12 protein-coding genes are annotated in these 13031 nt (G+C 74.2%); 5 read left to right on the top strand and 7 right to left on the bottom strand.

The genetic code is table 11. From position 1 onward, the window contains the following. Window positions 1-69: 69 nt before the first annotated feature. Entirely contained in the window at window positions 70-642 is a 573-nt protein-coding gene (locus L6E17_RS07145) for a cob(I)yrinic acid a,c-diamide adenosyltransferase (protein ID WP_236239924.1), read from the bottom strand. Between the two features lie 241 nt (window positions 643-883). Between L6E17_RS07145 and L6E17_RS07140 the strand changes: the two genes are divergently transcribed. From L6E17_RS07140 to L6E17_RS07130, 3 genes are all read left to right on the top strand, one after another. After that, window positions 884-1732: a 3-hydroxyacyl-CoA dehydrogenase family protein gene (locus L6E17_RS07140; protein ID WP_236240388.1), complete on the top strand. Its 849-nt coding sequence runs from the start codon at window positions 884-886 to the stop codon at window positions 1730-1732. A gap of 177 nt (window positions 1733-1909) precedes the next feature. Continuing rightward, on the top strand, window positions 1910-2233 hold the full coding sequence (locus tag L6E17_RS07135) for an STAS domain-containing protein (RefSeq protein ID WP_071267908.1): 324 nt from the start codon (window positions 1910-1912) through the stop codon (window positions 2231-2233). A 299-nt stretch (window positions 2234-2532) separates the two neighbouring features. Then, window positions 2533-5433, top strand: a complete 2901-nt coding sequence (locus tag L6E17_RS07130; RefSeq protein WP_374109010.1) for an ATP-binding protein — start codon at window positions 2533-2535, stop codon at window positions 5431-5433. Between the two features lie 157 nt (window positions 5434-5590). Here the strand turns inward: L6E17_RS07130 and nucS are convergent, their stop codons facing one another. Continuing rightward, window positions 5591-6262 (bottom strand): endonuclease NucS, encoded by a 672-nt coding sequence (nucS, locus tag L6E17_RS07125; RefSeq protein WP_236239923.1) that lies wholly within the window; start codon window positions 6260-6262, stop codon window positions 5591-5593. Window positions 6263-6511: 249 nt separating this feature from the next. Here nucS and L6E17_RS07120 point away from each other — a divergent pair, with 249 nt between their 5' ends. Then, entirely contained in the window at window positions 6512-6904 is a 393-nt protein-coding gene (locus L6E17_RS07120; RefSeq protein WP_236239922.1) for an SCO5389 family protein, read from the top strand. A 125-nt stretch (window positions 6905-7029) separates the two neighbouring features. Here the strand turns inward: L6E17_RS07120 and L6E17_RS07115 are convergent, their stop codons facing one another. Beyond that, complete coding sequence (locus L6E17_RS07115; protein WP_236239921.1) at window positions 7030-8064, bottom strand: LLM class flavin-dependent oxidoreductase; 1035 nt, start codon at window positions 8062-8064, stop codon at window positions 7030-7032. Between the two features lie 263 nt (window positions 8065-8327). Between L6E17_RS07115 and L6E17_RS07110 the strand changes: the two genes are divergently transcribed. Then, window positions 8328-8663 (top strand): ATP/GTP-binding protein, encoded by a 336-nt coding sequence (locus tag L6E17_RS07110; protein WP_236239920.1) that lies wholly within the window; start codon window positions 8328-8330, stop codon window positions 8661-8663. Between the two features lie 9 nt (window positions 8664-8672). Here the strand turns inward: L6E17_RS07110 and L6E17_RS07105 are convergent, their stop codons facing one another. From L6E17_RS07105 to L6E17_RS07090, 4 genes are all read right to left on the bottom strand, one after another. Beyond that, window positions 8673-9497 carry an ABC transporter permease gene (locus L6E17_RS07105; protein ID WP_236239919.1) on the bottom strand — a complete coding sequence of 275 codons (825 nt, stop codon included), beginning with the start codon at window positions 9495-9497 and terminating at the stop codon, window positions 8673-8675. Further along, window positions 9494-11089: an ABC transporter ATP-binding protein gene (locus tag L6E17_RS07100; protein WP_236239918.1), complete on the bottom strand. Its 1596-nt coding sequence runs from the start codon at window positions 11087-11089 to the stop codon at window positions 9494-9496. The genes L6E17_RS07105 and L6E17_RS07100 overlap by 4 nt, the downstream gene beginning before the upstream one ends. Before the next feature lie 164 nt (window positions 11090-11253). Then, window positions 11254-12033, bottom strand: coding sequence for an ABC transporter permease subunit (locus L6E17_RS07095; protein ID WP_236239917.1), 780 nt, complete (start codon window positions 12031-12033; stop codon window positions 11254-11256). An 8-nt stretch (window positions 12034-12041) separates the two neighbouring features. Continuing rightward, on the bottom strand, window positions 12042-12989 hold the full coding sequence (locus tag L6E17_RS07090) for an ABC transporter ATP-binding protein (protein ID WP_236239916.1): 948 nt from the start codon (window positions 12987-12989) through the stop codon (window positions 12042-12044). Window positions 12990-13031: the final 42 nt, after the last annotated feature.

Here is a 13031-nt window from a genome sequence, read left to right as displayed (position 1 = left end):
ACGCCGCGGGCGAGCACCCGGTGCGGACCCCCGACCGGGGCCGCGCGGGCGGCTGAGCCGGGCGGGGGCTCAGCGCTCCCCGCCGGGGACCCACAGCACGTCCCCCAGCTCCTTGTTGGCCACGCGCGCCAGGATGAACAGCAGGTCCGACAGGCGGTTCAGGTAGGTGGCGGTCAGCGGGTTCATCGTCTCGCCGTGCACCTCCATGGCCGCCCACGTGGAGCGCTCCGCACGGCGGACGACCGTGCACGCCTGGTGCAGGAGCGCCGCGCCCGGTGTGCCGCCCGGGAGGATGAAGGAGCGGAGCTTCTCCAGGCCCTCCAGGAAGCGGTCGCAGTCGGCCTCCAGCTTGTCGACGTACGCCTGCTCCACCCGCAGCGGCGGGTACTTCGGGTCCTCCACCACCGGCGTCGACAGGTCCGCGCCCACGTCGAACAGGTCGTTCTGGACGCGGGTGAGGACCTTGACGACCTCCTCGGACAGGCCGCCCAGGGCGATGGCCGTGCCGATGACGGCGTTGGCCTCGTTCGCATCGGCGTACGCGGCGATCCGCAGGTCCGTCTTCGCGGTGCGGCTCATGTCGCCCAGCGCGGTCGTGCCCTTGTCGCCGGTACGGGTGTAGATGCGCGTCAGATTGACCATGCCGCCAGCGTAGTGAGGCGGACGGCCCCCCGGACACACGCGCGGGCTCACCCGGCGCTCCGCACCGGTGTGATGTCCGTCATGTGAAACAGTTCCCCGGGGCGCAAAGGCCCCCGTCGAGGGGGCGCGCCCGGGTGGCGGGCGCGCGTGACGCGCATCTCTTCAGCGCCACAGCGGGGCTTCCTGGCAGTAACCTCCCGCCGGAGAAGACAAAAGTGAACGCGTGTTAAGGGGAGAGAACGTGGCCAGGAAGCTCGCCGTCATCGGCGCCGGACTCATGGGGTCCGGTATCGCTCAGGTGTCCGCCCAGGCCGGCTGGGAGGTCGTCCTCCGCGACGTCACCGACGCCGCCCTGACCCGCGGCACGGACGGTATCAAGGCGTCCTACGACAAGTTCGTCTCCAAGGGGAAGCTCGACGCCGCCGACGCCGAGGCCGCCCTCGCCCGCATCACGCCGACCACCGACCTGGACGCCGCCGCCGACGCGGACGTCGTGGTCGAGGCGGTGTTCGAGAAGCTGGAGGTCAAGCACGAGATCTTCCGCGCCCTCGACAAGCTCGTACGGGACGACGCGGTCCTCGCCTCCAACACCTCCGCCATCCCGATCACCAAGATCGCGGCGGTGACGGAGCGCCCCGAGCGGGTCGTCGGCGCGCACTTCTTCTCGCCCGTCCCGATGATGCAGCTGTGCGAGCTCGTCCGCGGCTACAAGACCAGCGACGAGACCCTCGCCACCGCGCGGGAGTTCGCCGAGTCCGTCGGCAAGACCTGCATCGTCGTCAACCGTGACGTGGCGGGCTTCGTGACCACCCGGCTCATCTCCGCGCTCGTCGTCGAGGCCACGAAGCTCTACGAGTCGGGCGTCGCCTCCGCCGAGGACATCGACATCGCCTGCAAGCTGGGCTTCGGCCACGCGATGGGCCCGCTGGCCACCGCCGACCTCACCGGCGTCGACATCCTGCTGCACGCCACCGGCAACATCTACACCGAGTCGCAGGACGAGAAGTTCGCGCCGCCGGAGCTGATGCGCCGGATGGTGGACGCGGGTGACATCGGCCGCAAGAGCGGGCAGGGCTTCTACACGTACTGAGCCGCGCACGCCAGTCCGCCGTCACCCCGTGGAGTGAATCAGGTATCGGTTCGCTTACAACGCGCAACTGCCATGCCCATGAGGCAGTCAGTTGTTGAAACGGTGGAACCTGACGGGCACCCACGCACGTAACCGTCACGCACGTATCCGCACGCACCGCACTCTCGGGGAGCGCATATGCACATCAGGGGCGACCACGCCGAGCTGGTCATCGGGGGCCGCCTCGATGTCCGCAGCGCGGCGGACGCCCGAACGGTCCTGCACTCGGCCGTCGACGACGGAGCCGGCGACCTCGTGCTCGACCTCACCGGACTCGACTCCTGGGACGCCACCGGACTCGGTGTCATCATGGGCGCCCACCGGCGCGCCGGCCGCTGCGGCCGGCGGCTGGTGCTGCGGGGCGTGCCGCCCCAGATGCAGCGCCTCCTCGTGGCCACCCGGCTGCACCGGATCCTCGCCATCGAGGGCGGCCTCGCCGCTGAATCGTTGCCCCGGGTCTGAGCCGGCCCGCGTGCGCGGCGGCGGGGTCCGGCGCCGGAACCGGCGGCGCCGGACCTGTCCGCATATGCGCGGGCCGTATCGGCTCACGCCCGCCAGGACGCCCAATCCCCCCGAGACCACCACGTCTTGGGCGGCCGGCACCCCGGCTGTTCCGGGAGGCCCGGCGAACGTCTAGGGTTTCGCACGTCTGCCCATCGACCGACGCACCCACACGGCGGGCACCGGACCAGAAGCGACACCGCGCGTGCACCACGGCCGGGAGGGGCTTCGCCGCACGACGCTTTTGGGGGCAACCACCCATGGACCCGATGAACCGGCGGCCGGACGAGCACGGCCACCGCACGACCGACGACGCCGACGACACCGGCGCCGACACCTCCCGCGCCCGCGCCTCCCGCGACGACCTGCCCCCGCTCGCCGCGGGCGGCAGCCCCGCACCGGCGCGGACCGCCCAGCTCGTCTCCGGCGACTTCCTCCTCACCGTCAACCCCGTCGACGGCAGCGAGATCGAGCCCTGCCCGCCCGGCCGCCAGCCCGGCACCCCCGGCCGGCGCACCGCCGAGCAGCGCGCCGAGCGCGACCGCGCCGCCGCGCCGCCCGTCCCCGCGGGCCCCGCCGCCCCCGACCTGCCGCTGCTGGAGCGGGACGAGCAGCACGACCGGCTCGTGCGCCTCCTCACCCGCGGCCGCTCCGTGCGCCTCACCGGCCCGCACGGCGCCGGCCGCAGCCGGCTCCTCGACGCCGTCGCCGCCGACTGCGCCGGCCTCGCACCCGACGGGGTCATACGCCTGTCCGGCCACCGCAGGACCCCGACCGAGCTGCTGTACGAGCTGTTCGCCGCCGTCCACCACGCGCCGGACCACCGCCCCGACCGCGCCGGCCTGCTCGCCCTCGTGCGTGACGTCGGTGCCGTCGTGCTCGTCGACGACCTGGAGTTCGGCGGCGCCGCCCTCGACGAGCTGCTCGACGCCGCCCCCGAGTGCGCCTTCCTCCTCGCCGCCACCCCCGCCACCCCGGCCCCCTCGTCCGGCGCGGACATCGAAGAGGTCTTCCTCACCGGCCTGGACCGCACCGCCACCCTCGAACTCCTCGAAGACGCCGTCGGCCGCGAGCTCACCGACGAGGAGGCCAACTGGGCCGGCGACCTGTGGTTCGAGTCCGAGGGCCTTCCCCTGCGCTTCGTCCAGGCCGCCGCGCTCCTGCGGCAGCGCGACGCCCAGCGCGAGGCGCTCTCCTCCGCCCCGGACGGCGAGGACACCGAAGACGAGGACGGCGAGTCCGGCGAGGACACCGACGCCAGCGTCTTCGCCGACGACCGCGTGACACCCCTGCCCGGCCTCGGCGAAGCGGCCGCCCCCGCGGCGCTGCTGGCATCGCGGCTCTCCGAAGCCGCCCGGGAGACCCTGCGGTTCGCGGTGGCGCTCGGCGGGGAGGTCCCGCACCAGGCCCACCTGCCCGCCCTGGTCGGCGACACCCACGCCGACGCCGCGGTCGGCGAACTCCTCGCCTGCGGGCTGCTCACCCCCGTGGGCCCGCGCTACCGGCTGGCCGCCGGCATCGCCGAGCAGCTCACCGAACGCGGCTACGCCGACGGCGCACTGGCGCGTGCCCACACCGCCGCCCAGCACTACGCCTGGTGGGCCGGCCACCCTCGGTCGCCCCCGAACGGGTCACCGCCCAGGCCGACGCCCTGCTGGCCGCGCTCACCGCGCTCGCCGCCAGCCAGGAGGCAGGGCACGCCAGCGCGGCCGTACTGCTCGCCCGCAGCGCGGCCCCCGCCTTCTCCGCCGGGCTCCACTGGGGCGCCTGGGAGCGCGCGCTGCGCGGCGGGCAGGGCGCCGCCCGGGCCGCGGGCGAGGTCGCGGAGGAGGCGTACTTCCACCACGAGCTCGGCGTCCTCGCGCTGTGCGCCGGCAACCTCGACCGGGCCCGCGCCGAACTGGAGGCGTCCATCGGCATGCGCGGCGCGCTCGCCGACAAGCGCGGCACGGTCGCCGGCCGCCGGGCGCTGGCGCTCGTCGCCGACCGCGAACGGGGCCGCCCGGCGGCGGCCGGCACCGCGGGGAGGACTTCCTCGCCTCCGGACCCGTCCCGCACGCCGACGCCCCGGCCCTGCGGAAGGGCGGCGCCACCCGCACCGGCGGCGGCGCGCCCGCGGCCCACCCCGGGCGCACCCCCGCCGCCGGCACCCCGGCCGCGGGCCCGGTCGGCGCTCACGGCGCCGACGGCGCAGACGCACCGGGGGACACCGTCCCCGCGCACACGCTGCCGTACGACACCCACGTCGCCGCCACCGCGCACGGCTCCGGGCGGCGCCGGGCCGGGCCGCCGCCGCTCCGGGCGGACCGCTCGCGCGGCTGCGGGGCAGCCTGCTGACCGGCGCCCGCCGCAACCTCGTGGCGGCCGGCGCGGGCGCGCTCCTCGCGGCGGTCCTCGGCACCGTCGTGACCCTGGGCGCCACCTCCGGCGACGGCGGTGACACGGGCGGCGCCGGCGACCGTACGGTCACCACCGACCACTCGACGGGCGGCGGCGACGGCATCGGCGGCGACGGCTCCGCCACCTCCGGCGGCTCCGGCGACGACGCCCCGGGCGCGGACGGCACGACCGGCGGCTCCGGCGGGACGGGCGGCGCCACGCCCGGCGCGGGCACCACGGGCGGCACCGGGGCCGGGGACGGGACGCCGGGCACCCCCGTGCGGCCCGGCGCCACCGGATCGGCGGGCGACGGCCCGTCGTCGTCCGGCTCGGAGAGCCCGTCCGGCGGCGAGTCCGGCACCACGCCCAGCGGCGGCGGGTCCTCGACCACGGGAGGCTCGTCGTCGCCGTCCCCGAGCGGCAGCAGCTCGTCGTCCACCGGAAGCCCCACATCCGGGACGACCGGCTCAGGCGGTACGGACACCACGACCGGCGGCACCACCGACGGCACCACCACCACCGGCGGGACGGGGGACAGCGGCGGCACCACGACCGGGTCGACCGACTCGGGCGGTACGGACACCACGGGCGGTACCACCACCGGGTCGACCGACTCGGGCGGCACGGACACGACGGGCGGCACCACCACGGACGGCACCACCACCGGCGGGGACGGAGACACGGACGGCAGCACCGGCGGCGAGGAGCCCACCGCGAGCGGTCTCACCACGTCCGGCGGGGGTGCCACCGGGGACACCGGGACCACCGGCACGCCTGCCTGACCCGGCCGCGGCCGCGCGCACGCCCCGGCGCCGACCGGCCTGAACGGCGACCGGGGTCCTGAACAGCGAACGGCCCCGGGAGGCGGATGCCTCCCGGGGCCGTATGCGCGCGCTGCCCGCGCCCGTACCCGTCGGGCCGCGAGCCCGTGCCGTCCGGTCAGAAGAGGCGGAGCTTGTCGTCCTCGATGCCGCGCAGGGCGTCGTAGTCCAGGACCACGCAGCCGATCCCGCGGTCCGTGGCCAGCACCCGGGCCTGGGGCTTGATCTCCTGCGCGGCGAACACGCCGCGCACCGGCGCCAGGTGCGGGTCCCGGTTCAGCAGCTCCAGGTAGCGCGTGAGCTGCTCCACGCCGTCGATCTCGCCGCGCCGCTTGATCTCCACCGCCACGGTGGAGCCGTCCGCGTCCCGGCACAGGATGTCGACCGGGCCGATGGCCGTCGGGTACTCGCGGCGGATCAGGGTGTAGCCCTCACCGAGTGTCTCGATCCGATCGGCCAGCAGCTCCTGGAGGTGCGCTTCCACGCCATCCTTGATCAGGCCCGGGTCCACGCCCAGCTCGTGGGAGGAGTCGTGGAGGACCTCCTCCATCGTGATGATCAGCTTCTCCCCGGCCTTGTTCACCACGGTCCACACGCCCTCGGTCTCCCCGTCCCCCTCCTTGAGGGTGCACGGCGGCGACATCCAGTTCAGAGGCTTGTACGCCCGGTCGTCAGCGTGGATCGACACGCTGCCGTCCGCCTTGACGAGAATCAGTCGGGGGGCGGAGGGCAGATGGGCGGTGAGCCTGCCGGCGTAGTCGACGGAGCAGCGGGCGATGACGAGACGCATGGTCCGCAACGCTACTCGACACGGCCGCCTCCGCGCGATTCCACCCGGCACGGCGGAGCGCTCCCACCGCACGGCCGCCAAGGTGCGCGGATCCGTGGCCTGTTGTGTCCCAATCTCCTGGTGCGGCCCGGACAGCACGCATAACGTGGACGCGGGAGGTCGTCACTCGTGCACGCTCCGTGCGTACGGGGGGCCTCTTTTCCCTGCCCGTAAGGCCCCGTTCGCCACGGGGTCGCGAGAGGAGAACCCATGTCGCTCGACGTCTCACCGGCTCTGTTGGAACAGGCCGAGCGAGGCGAGGTCGACGAAGCCGAATTCGTCGACTGCGTCCGGACCTCCCTGCCGTATGCGTGGGAGATGATCAGTTCTCTGGTGGCCAGGCTGCAGGTGGACGGGGGTGCGTTCGCCGACAACCGGACGCCGCCGCCGGACGAGCAGGCGCGGGGGCAGCTCCTGCGCGCCCTGGCGAGTGACGCGATCCGCGGGGCGCTGCAGCGCCACTTCGGCGTGCGGCTCGCGTTCCAGAACTGCCACCGCGTGGCGGTGTTCCCGCTGGACCCGTCGGTCGACGAGAGGCTCGCCCGGTTCACGTCCGTGCGGGCCCAGCTGCTGAACCAGTCCCCGGAGCTCCGGGACTGCTGACGCCGCGTCCGCGTGTTGCCGCTCCGCGACCCCCGACGGTGCGACCGGCGCCGGGCGTGACCGGCGCAGGGGCGGCAGCAGCCGGGACCGCCGCCGCCTGGGCCGGACGGCAGCCCCGTGTGGGCTCATTGCAGGAGCGGCAGGACGTCGGAGGCCAGCCGCCGTACGTTCTCCTCCGTGGCCGCCACCAGGCCCGACCCCTCCACCAGCAGCGCGAACCGCCGGATGCCCGTGCGCTCCGCCGTCGCGGCCAGCCGGTCCGCGGCCAGCCGCGGGGTGCCCACCGGGTGCAGCCGGCACAGCAGTTCCGTGTACGCCAGCGGATCCCGCATCGCGCGCGCCCGGCCGTCGACCGTGACATGCGCGTCCAGGCCCCGCCGCAGCCAGCCGGGCATCGTCTTCAGCAGCAGCTCCCGCGCGTCCGCCGTGTGGTCCGCGATCTGGGCGACTCCCGCCGACACGTGCAGGTCCGCGATCCGCGCCACCTCCTCGGGCGGGTGGCCCGCGGCAAGCGCCTCCGACCGCCACAGCGCGGTCATGTCCGCCTTGACGTCGTCGCCGCAGTGCATGCCCAGCAGCATCGGCAGACCGCGGGCGGCGGCCAGCTTCACGCTCGCCGGCGACGTGCAGGCGAGGACCGTCTCGGGTGCCTCGGAGCCGTCCACGAGCTCGTCCGGCCGCGGCACGACGGCGACCTCGCGGAACCGGTACCGCGGGCCGTCCGCCGACACCCGGCCCTGCCGCTGCCAGCGCAGCAGCAGATCGAGCGCCTCGGGGAAGTCCTTCTCGTACGCGTCGAGCCCGGCGCCGAAGACCTCCAGGTCCACCCACGGGCCGCCGCGCCCCACGCCCAGGGTGAACCGGCCCCCCGACGCGATGTGCAGCAGCGCCGCCTGCTCCGCGAGCGCCACCGGGTGCCCGGTCGGCAGCACGCTGACCGCCGTGCCGACCCGGATGCGGCGGGTGCGGCCCAGCAGCAGCGCGGCCAGCGTGACGGCCGAGGGGCACGTGCCGTACGGCACGAAGTGGTGCTCCGCCAGCCACACCGAGTCGAGCCCGGCCTCCTCCGCCACCTCGGCGGAGCGCACCGCGCGGTGCAGCGCCTCGCTGTGCCCCTGGCCGGGGAATTGCGCCGCCAGTACAAAAGTTCCCACGCGCATCGCCTACTGCCTCCTTGACGGCCCACGCGGCTGCCTCACGGGCACCAACGCATGACACGTGCCAAAGGCAACGGCTCCACGGCGGGTTCTTCCGATTTTCCGCTAAGCACCCCTGGGGGAGGGGGTGATCGCACATCAGAACGGTCACCGCTGCGAACGGCCGACGACCGCAGCGGGGTGCGGAAGGTCCGGTGCGCTCCCCGTACGCTGGACGTCTGACGCACGACCGTCCCCGCCCGCCGGCATCCTGTGAGGTGTTCACCGTGTCCCCGCGCCGCAACCGGTACCCCAAGAGGGGCGGACAGCCGCCCAGCGCGACCGGCGGCGAGCCGGGCGACCGGTACGGCGGCTTCCAGCGGACCGAGACCTGGCAGGGCGAGGAGTGGTCCGTGCGGCACGTGGCGGGCGCCGGCACGGCGGGGAAGCACTACCGCTGCCCCGGCTGCGACCAGGAGATCCCGCCCTCCGTGGCGCACGTGGTCGCCTGGCCCGAGTACGGCGGCGTGGACGACCGGCGGCACTGGCACAAGGCGTGCTGGAACGCGAAGGACCGCCGCACCGCGAAGGTGCAGCGGTCCCGCAGCGCGCCCCGCCACTGACGCCGGCGGCTACACGTCCCGCGTGGTGAGCGCCGCGTACGCCCCGGCGAGCGCGACCGCGGTCACCCCGGCCATGATCCACAGCGGGTCCCAACCGGAAGGCGTGCCCGTGTAGTCGGCCTGGCCGCTGTAGAGGACCGCCAGCTGGCTGGGGATCGAGTACTGCACGAGCCAGGTGCGCAGCTCCGCGAGCGACTCCGCGTAGAGCCCTATGGCCAGCACGAACGGCAGCAGCACCACGCCGATCATGGTGGTGATGGCGCCCGCGGAGTGCCGCAGCAGCGTCCCCACGGCCAGCGACAGCAGCCCCAGCAGCGCCATGAACAGGCCCACGCCGACCGTCGCACGCAGCCAGTGCTCCACGGTCGAGCTGCCGGCCCCGGGGAGCATGGCCGTCTGCACGGCGGCACTGGCCGCGGAGACGGCGGCGGTGATCGTGAAGACCACGGCGAAGAAGACGATCGACTTCGCCGCCAGGATGCGGCCCCGGCTGGGGCAGGCCGTCAGCGTCGCCCGGATCAGCCCGGTGCCGTACTCGGACGTGACGGTCAGCACGCCGAGGGTGATGACGCAGACGGAGCCGAGCAGCATGCCGACGATGCCGAGTTCGAGGACGCCGCTGCCGGCGAGCTCCCCGTCGGGGCCCTCCTCGGGCACCTGCCCGATCGCGAAGGCCAGCAGGAAGCCGACACCGACGACGACGGCGGTCATCACCCCGAGCGTCCAGACCGTGGAGCGGAGCGACCGCATCTTGGTCCACTCGGCGGCGATCGCGTCGCCGAGGCGGGCGGGGCGGACGGGGATCGGCGAGGTGTAGGGGGCGGCGGTGGTCATCGGGCGTCCTCGGTACGGCGGTGAGCGGGCGTCTGGTGGTCGTCGTCCTCCCCTGCGGCGGGCTCCGCCCCGGGCGCTGCCCGCCCGGTGCCCGCCAGGGCTGCGGCCCCGGTGCCGTGGACCGTACGGGGGTCCGCCGGGGCACCGTCCGCGCTGCCCGGCTTGCCGTCCGAGCCCGCGGCGTCCGCGGAGCCCGAGTCGCTCCCGCCGCCGACGCGCGGGTCCGCTGCGGCGGCGGAGGGAGCCGCTGCGGCCGGGCGGCAGGGCCGCGCGTACCGGTCGGGCCGCCCGGGGCGGCCTCGCCGGCTGCGCCGGTGGGTGCCTTGCCAGCGGTCGGGCCGGCTGTACCGGCCGGGCCGGGGACGGGATGCCGGCCGTGCCGGTGGCCGTACGGGTGGCGTCGGCCGGGGCCCCGGCGACGGACGGCGCGGCGGCGGGGCCCGCCGCGGGCTCGGCGACCGCGTCCGCCTGCGCGACCGCGTCCGGCGCGGGGGCGGCTGCCCCGGTGGCTGCGGGAGCCGCCGCGTGCTGCTCCGGGCCGCCGGGGAGGGCTGCGCGGACGGCGGGACGGGCGGCGGCGGGGCGTACCAGCCCTCCACGGGGATGTCCGGCACGGCCGGCTCCGCGGGCGCGATGCCGGGGAGCGGCTCCTGCATCAGGCCGGCGCGCTCGTCCTCCGTCGACCGGTAGTCCACCGCGGCCTGGGTCATCCGCATGTACGCCTCCTCCAGGGAGGCCTGGTGCGGGGAGAGCTCCCAGAGCCGGACGTCCGCCCCGTGCGCCAGGTCGCTGATGCGGGGCAGCGGCAGCCCCGTCACCCGCAGCGCGCCGTCGCGCTCCGGCATGACGTACCCGCCCGCTGCCGTCAGCGCGGCGGTCAGCTTCTCCCGCTGCTCCGGCGCGTCATGCGGCGTGCGGACCCGGGCGAAGCCCGCCGAGTTCACCGCGATGAACTCCCTGACGCTCATGTCGGCCAGCAGCCGGCCCCGGCCGATGACGATCAGGTGCTCCGCTGTGAGCGCCATCTCACTCATCAGGTGCGAGGAGACGAAGACCGTGCGGCCCTCGGCCGCCAGCGCCTTCATCAGGTTCCGCACCCAGAGGATGCCCTCGGGGTCCAGGCCGTTGACCGGCTCGTCGAAGAGCAGCACCTGCGGGTCGCCGAGCAGCGCCGCGGCGATACCGAGCCGCTGCCCCATGCCGAGGGAGAAGCCCTTGGTGCGCATCCGCGCCACGTCCTGCAGGCCGACCACGCCGAGCACCTCGTCCACGCGCCGCGCCGGGATGCCGGAGAGCTGGGCGAGCGCCAGCAGGTGGCTGCGCGCCGTGCGGCCGCCGTGCATGGCGCGGGCGTCCAGCAGGGCGCCCACGTGCCGCGGCGCGTTCGGCAGCTCCTGGAAGGTGCGGCCGTTGATCGTGACACGGCCGGCGGTGGGCCGGTCGAGGCCGAGGATCATGCGCATGGTCGTCGACTTGCCGGAGCCGTTCGGCCCCAGGAAGCCCGTGACGGCACCGGGCCGCACCTGGAAGGTGAGGTCCTGGACGGCGGTCTTGGCGCCGTAGCGCTTGGTCAGGCCGACTGCCTCGATCATTCTTCAGCCCTATCGACAGGTCGGTACGACAACGGGCAGCAGCGTCGCGGGACACCGTGAAGTCACCCGTAGGAGGTAAGAGCAGGGTACGCACCTGACGGTTCCACCTCATGCGGAAAACGGCCCGCACGCCACACGCCCGGTGGCGAACCGACTGCGGACGGCTACGCGTCCCGCTTCCTCAGCACCAGGTAGCCGCCCGCCAGCGCCGCGACCACCCACAGCACCATGATGCCCAGTCCGCCCCACGGACCGTACGGCAAGGGCTCCTGCCCCAGGCCCCCGGGCACCACCTGCATGATCGCGGAGCCCGCCTGGTCCGGGAAGTACCGCGCGACATCCTGCACCTTCGGCACCGCCACCAGGATCTGCGACACCAGGAAGAAGAAGGGCACGAGGATGCCCATCGACAGCAGCGGGGAGCGCAGCATCGCCGCCACGCCCATCGAGAACACGGCGATGAGCCCCATGTAGAGCCCGCCGCCGATCACCGCGCGCAGCACGTGGTCCGCGCCGATCGTCGTCCGGTGCTCGCCCAGCAGGGCCTGCCCGACGAAGAACGACACGAAGCTGGTGACGAGGCCCACCGCGAGGGCCAGGGCGCTCGCCACGGCGACCTTGCCGAAGAGGAACGCGCCGCGCTGCGGCACCGCCGCCAGGGAGGTGCGGATCATGCCGGAGCTGTACTCCGTGCCGACCACGAGCACGCCGAAGACCACCATCGCCAGCTGGCCCAGCACCATGCCGGAGAAGCTGACCACCGTTGGGTCGAAGGTGAGCTGCTGGACCTCGGACAGCTGGTCGAAGGTCACGTTCATCAGCAGGCTGATGCCGGCGCCCATCGCCACCGTGACGAGCAGCGCGCCGGTCAGCGTCCACACGGTCGAGGAGACCGTGCGGATCTTGGTCCACTCCGACCGGAGGACCGCGGGTACGGATGCCATGACTGCCCTCAAGCCCCCTTCACGCCCGCGCCCCAGGTGGGCTGCGGGGCGGTGTCCTGTGCGTGGTACTCGACCGCCGCCGCGGTCATCTTCATGAACGCCTCCTCCAGGGAGGCGTGCTGGGCGCTGAGCTCGTGCAGCACGACGCCGTGCTCCGCCGCGAGCTCCCCGATGCGCTCCGTCGTCGCCCCGTCGATCTCCAGGGCCCCGCCGTCCGCCTCCACGGCGGCCAGTCCCTCGGCCCGCAGCACGTCGAGCAGGCTCTCCCGCTGCGGGGAGCGGAGCCGTACGTAACTGCGGGAGTTGCGGGCGATGAAATCCGCCATCGACGTGTCCGCGAGCAGTCTGCCTTGTCCGATGACCACCAAGTGATCGGCGGTGAGTGCCATTTCGCTCATCAGATGACTGGAAACGAAGATCGTCCTGCCTTCGGCGGCGAGGGCTTTGAAGAGATTGCGGATCCAGTGAATTCCCTCGGGGTCCAGACCATTGACCGGTTCGTCGAAGAGGAGAATGCGCGGATCGCCGAGCAGCGCTGCCGCGATTCCCAGCCGCTGGCCCATGCCCATGGAGAAGTTCTTGGCCTTCTTGCGCGCCACGGAGGACAGTCCCACGATGTCCAGCACCTCGCGGACCCGCTGCTCGGGGATGCGGTTCGACTGCGCGAGGCACAGCAGGTGGTGGTACGCGCTGCGGCCGCCGTGCACGGCCTTCGCGTCGAGCAGCGCGCCGATGTCCTTCAGGGGCTCGTCGAGCTCCCGGTAGTGCCGCCCGTCGATCCGCACGGTGCCGCTGGTCGGCGCGTCCAGGCCGAGCATCATGCGCATCGTCGTCGACTTGCCCGCCCCGTTCGGCCCGAGGAAGCCGGTGACGACCCCCGGGCGGACGGTGAAGGTGAGGTCGTCGACGGCTGTCTTCGTGCCGAAGCGTTTGGTCAGACCCTCGATCTCGATCACGCACCCACGCTACGGGGGCGGGGCACCGGCCGCTACCGGGGG

Source organism: Streptomyces sp. CC228A (genome assembly GCF_021390935.1).
Classification (GTDB): domain Bacteria; phylum Actinomycetota; class Actinomycetes; order Streptomycetales; family Streptomycetaceae; genus Streptomyces.
This window is presented reverse-complemented; position numbering and strand designations above follow the sequence as displayed.

Excerpts from the sequence above, each read along its gene's own strand:
- L6E17_RS07145 (WP_236239924.1), bottom strand. The coding sequence starts at position 642 with ATGGTCAATCTGACGCGCATCTACACCCGTACCGGCGACAAGGGCACG.
- L6E17_RS07135 (WP_071267908.1), top strand. The coding sequence starts at position 1,910 with ATGCACATCAGGGGCGACCACGCCGAGCTGGTCATCGGGGGCCGCCTC.
- L6E17_RS07130 (WP_374109010.1), top strand. The coding sequence starts at position 2,533 with ATGGACCCGATGAACCGGCGGCCGGACGAGCACGGCCACCGCACGACC.
- nucS (WP_236239923.1), bottom strand. The coding sequence starts at position 6,262 with ATGCGTCTCGTCATCGCCCGCTGCTCCGTCGACTACGCCGGCAGGCTC.
- L6E17_RS07120 (WP_236239922.1), top strand. The coding sequence starts at position 6,512 with ATGTCGCTCGACGTCTCACCGGCTCTGTTGGAACAGGCCGAGCGAGGC.
- L6E17_RS07115 (WP_236239921.1), bottom strand. The coding sequence starts at position 8,064 with ATGCGCGTGGGAACTTTTGTACTGGCGGCGCAATTCCCCGGCCAGGGG.
- L6E17_RS07105 (WP_236239919.1), bottom strand. The coding sequence starts at position 9,497 with ATGACCACCGCCGCCCCCTACACCTCGCCGATCCCCGTCCGCCCCGCC.
- L6E17_RS07100 (WP_236239918.1), bottom strand. The coding sequence starts at position 11,089 with ATGATCGAGGCAGTCGGCCTGACCAAGCGCTACGGCGCCAAGACCGCC.
- L6E17_RS07095 (WP_236239917.1), bottom strand. The coding sequence starts at position 12,033 with ATGGCATCCGTACCCGCGGTCCTCCGGTCGGAGTGGACCAAGATCCGC.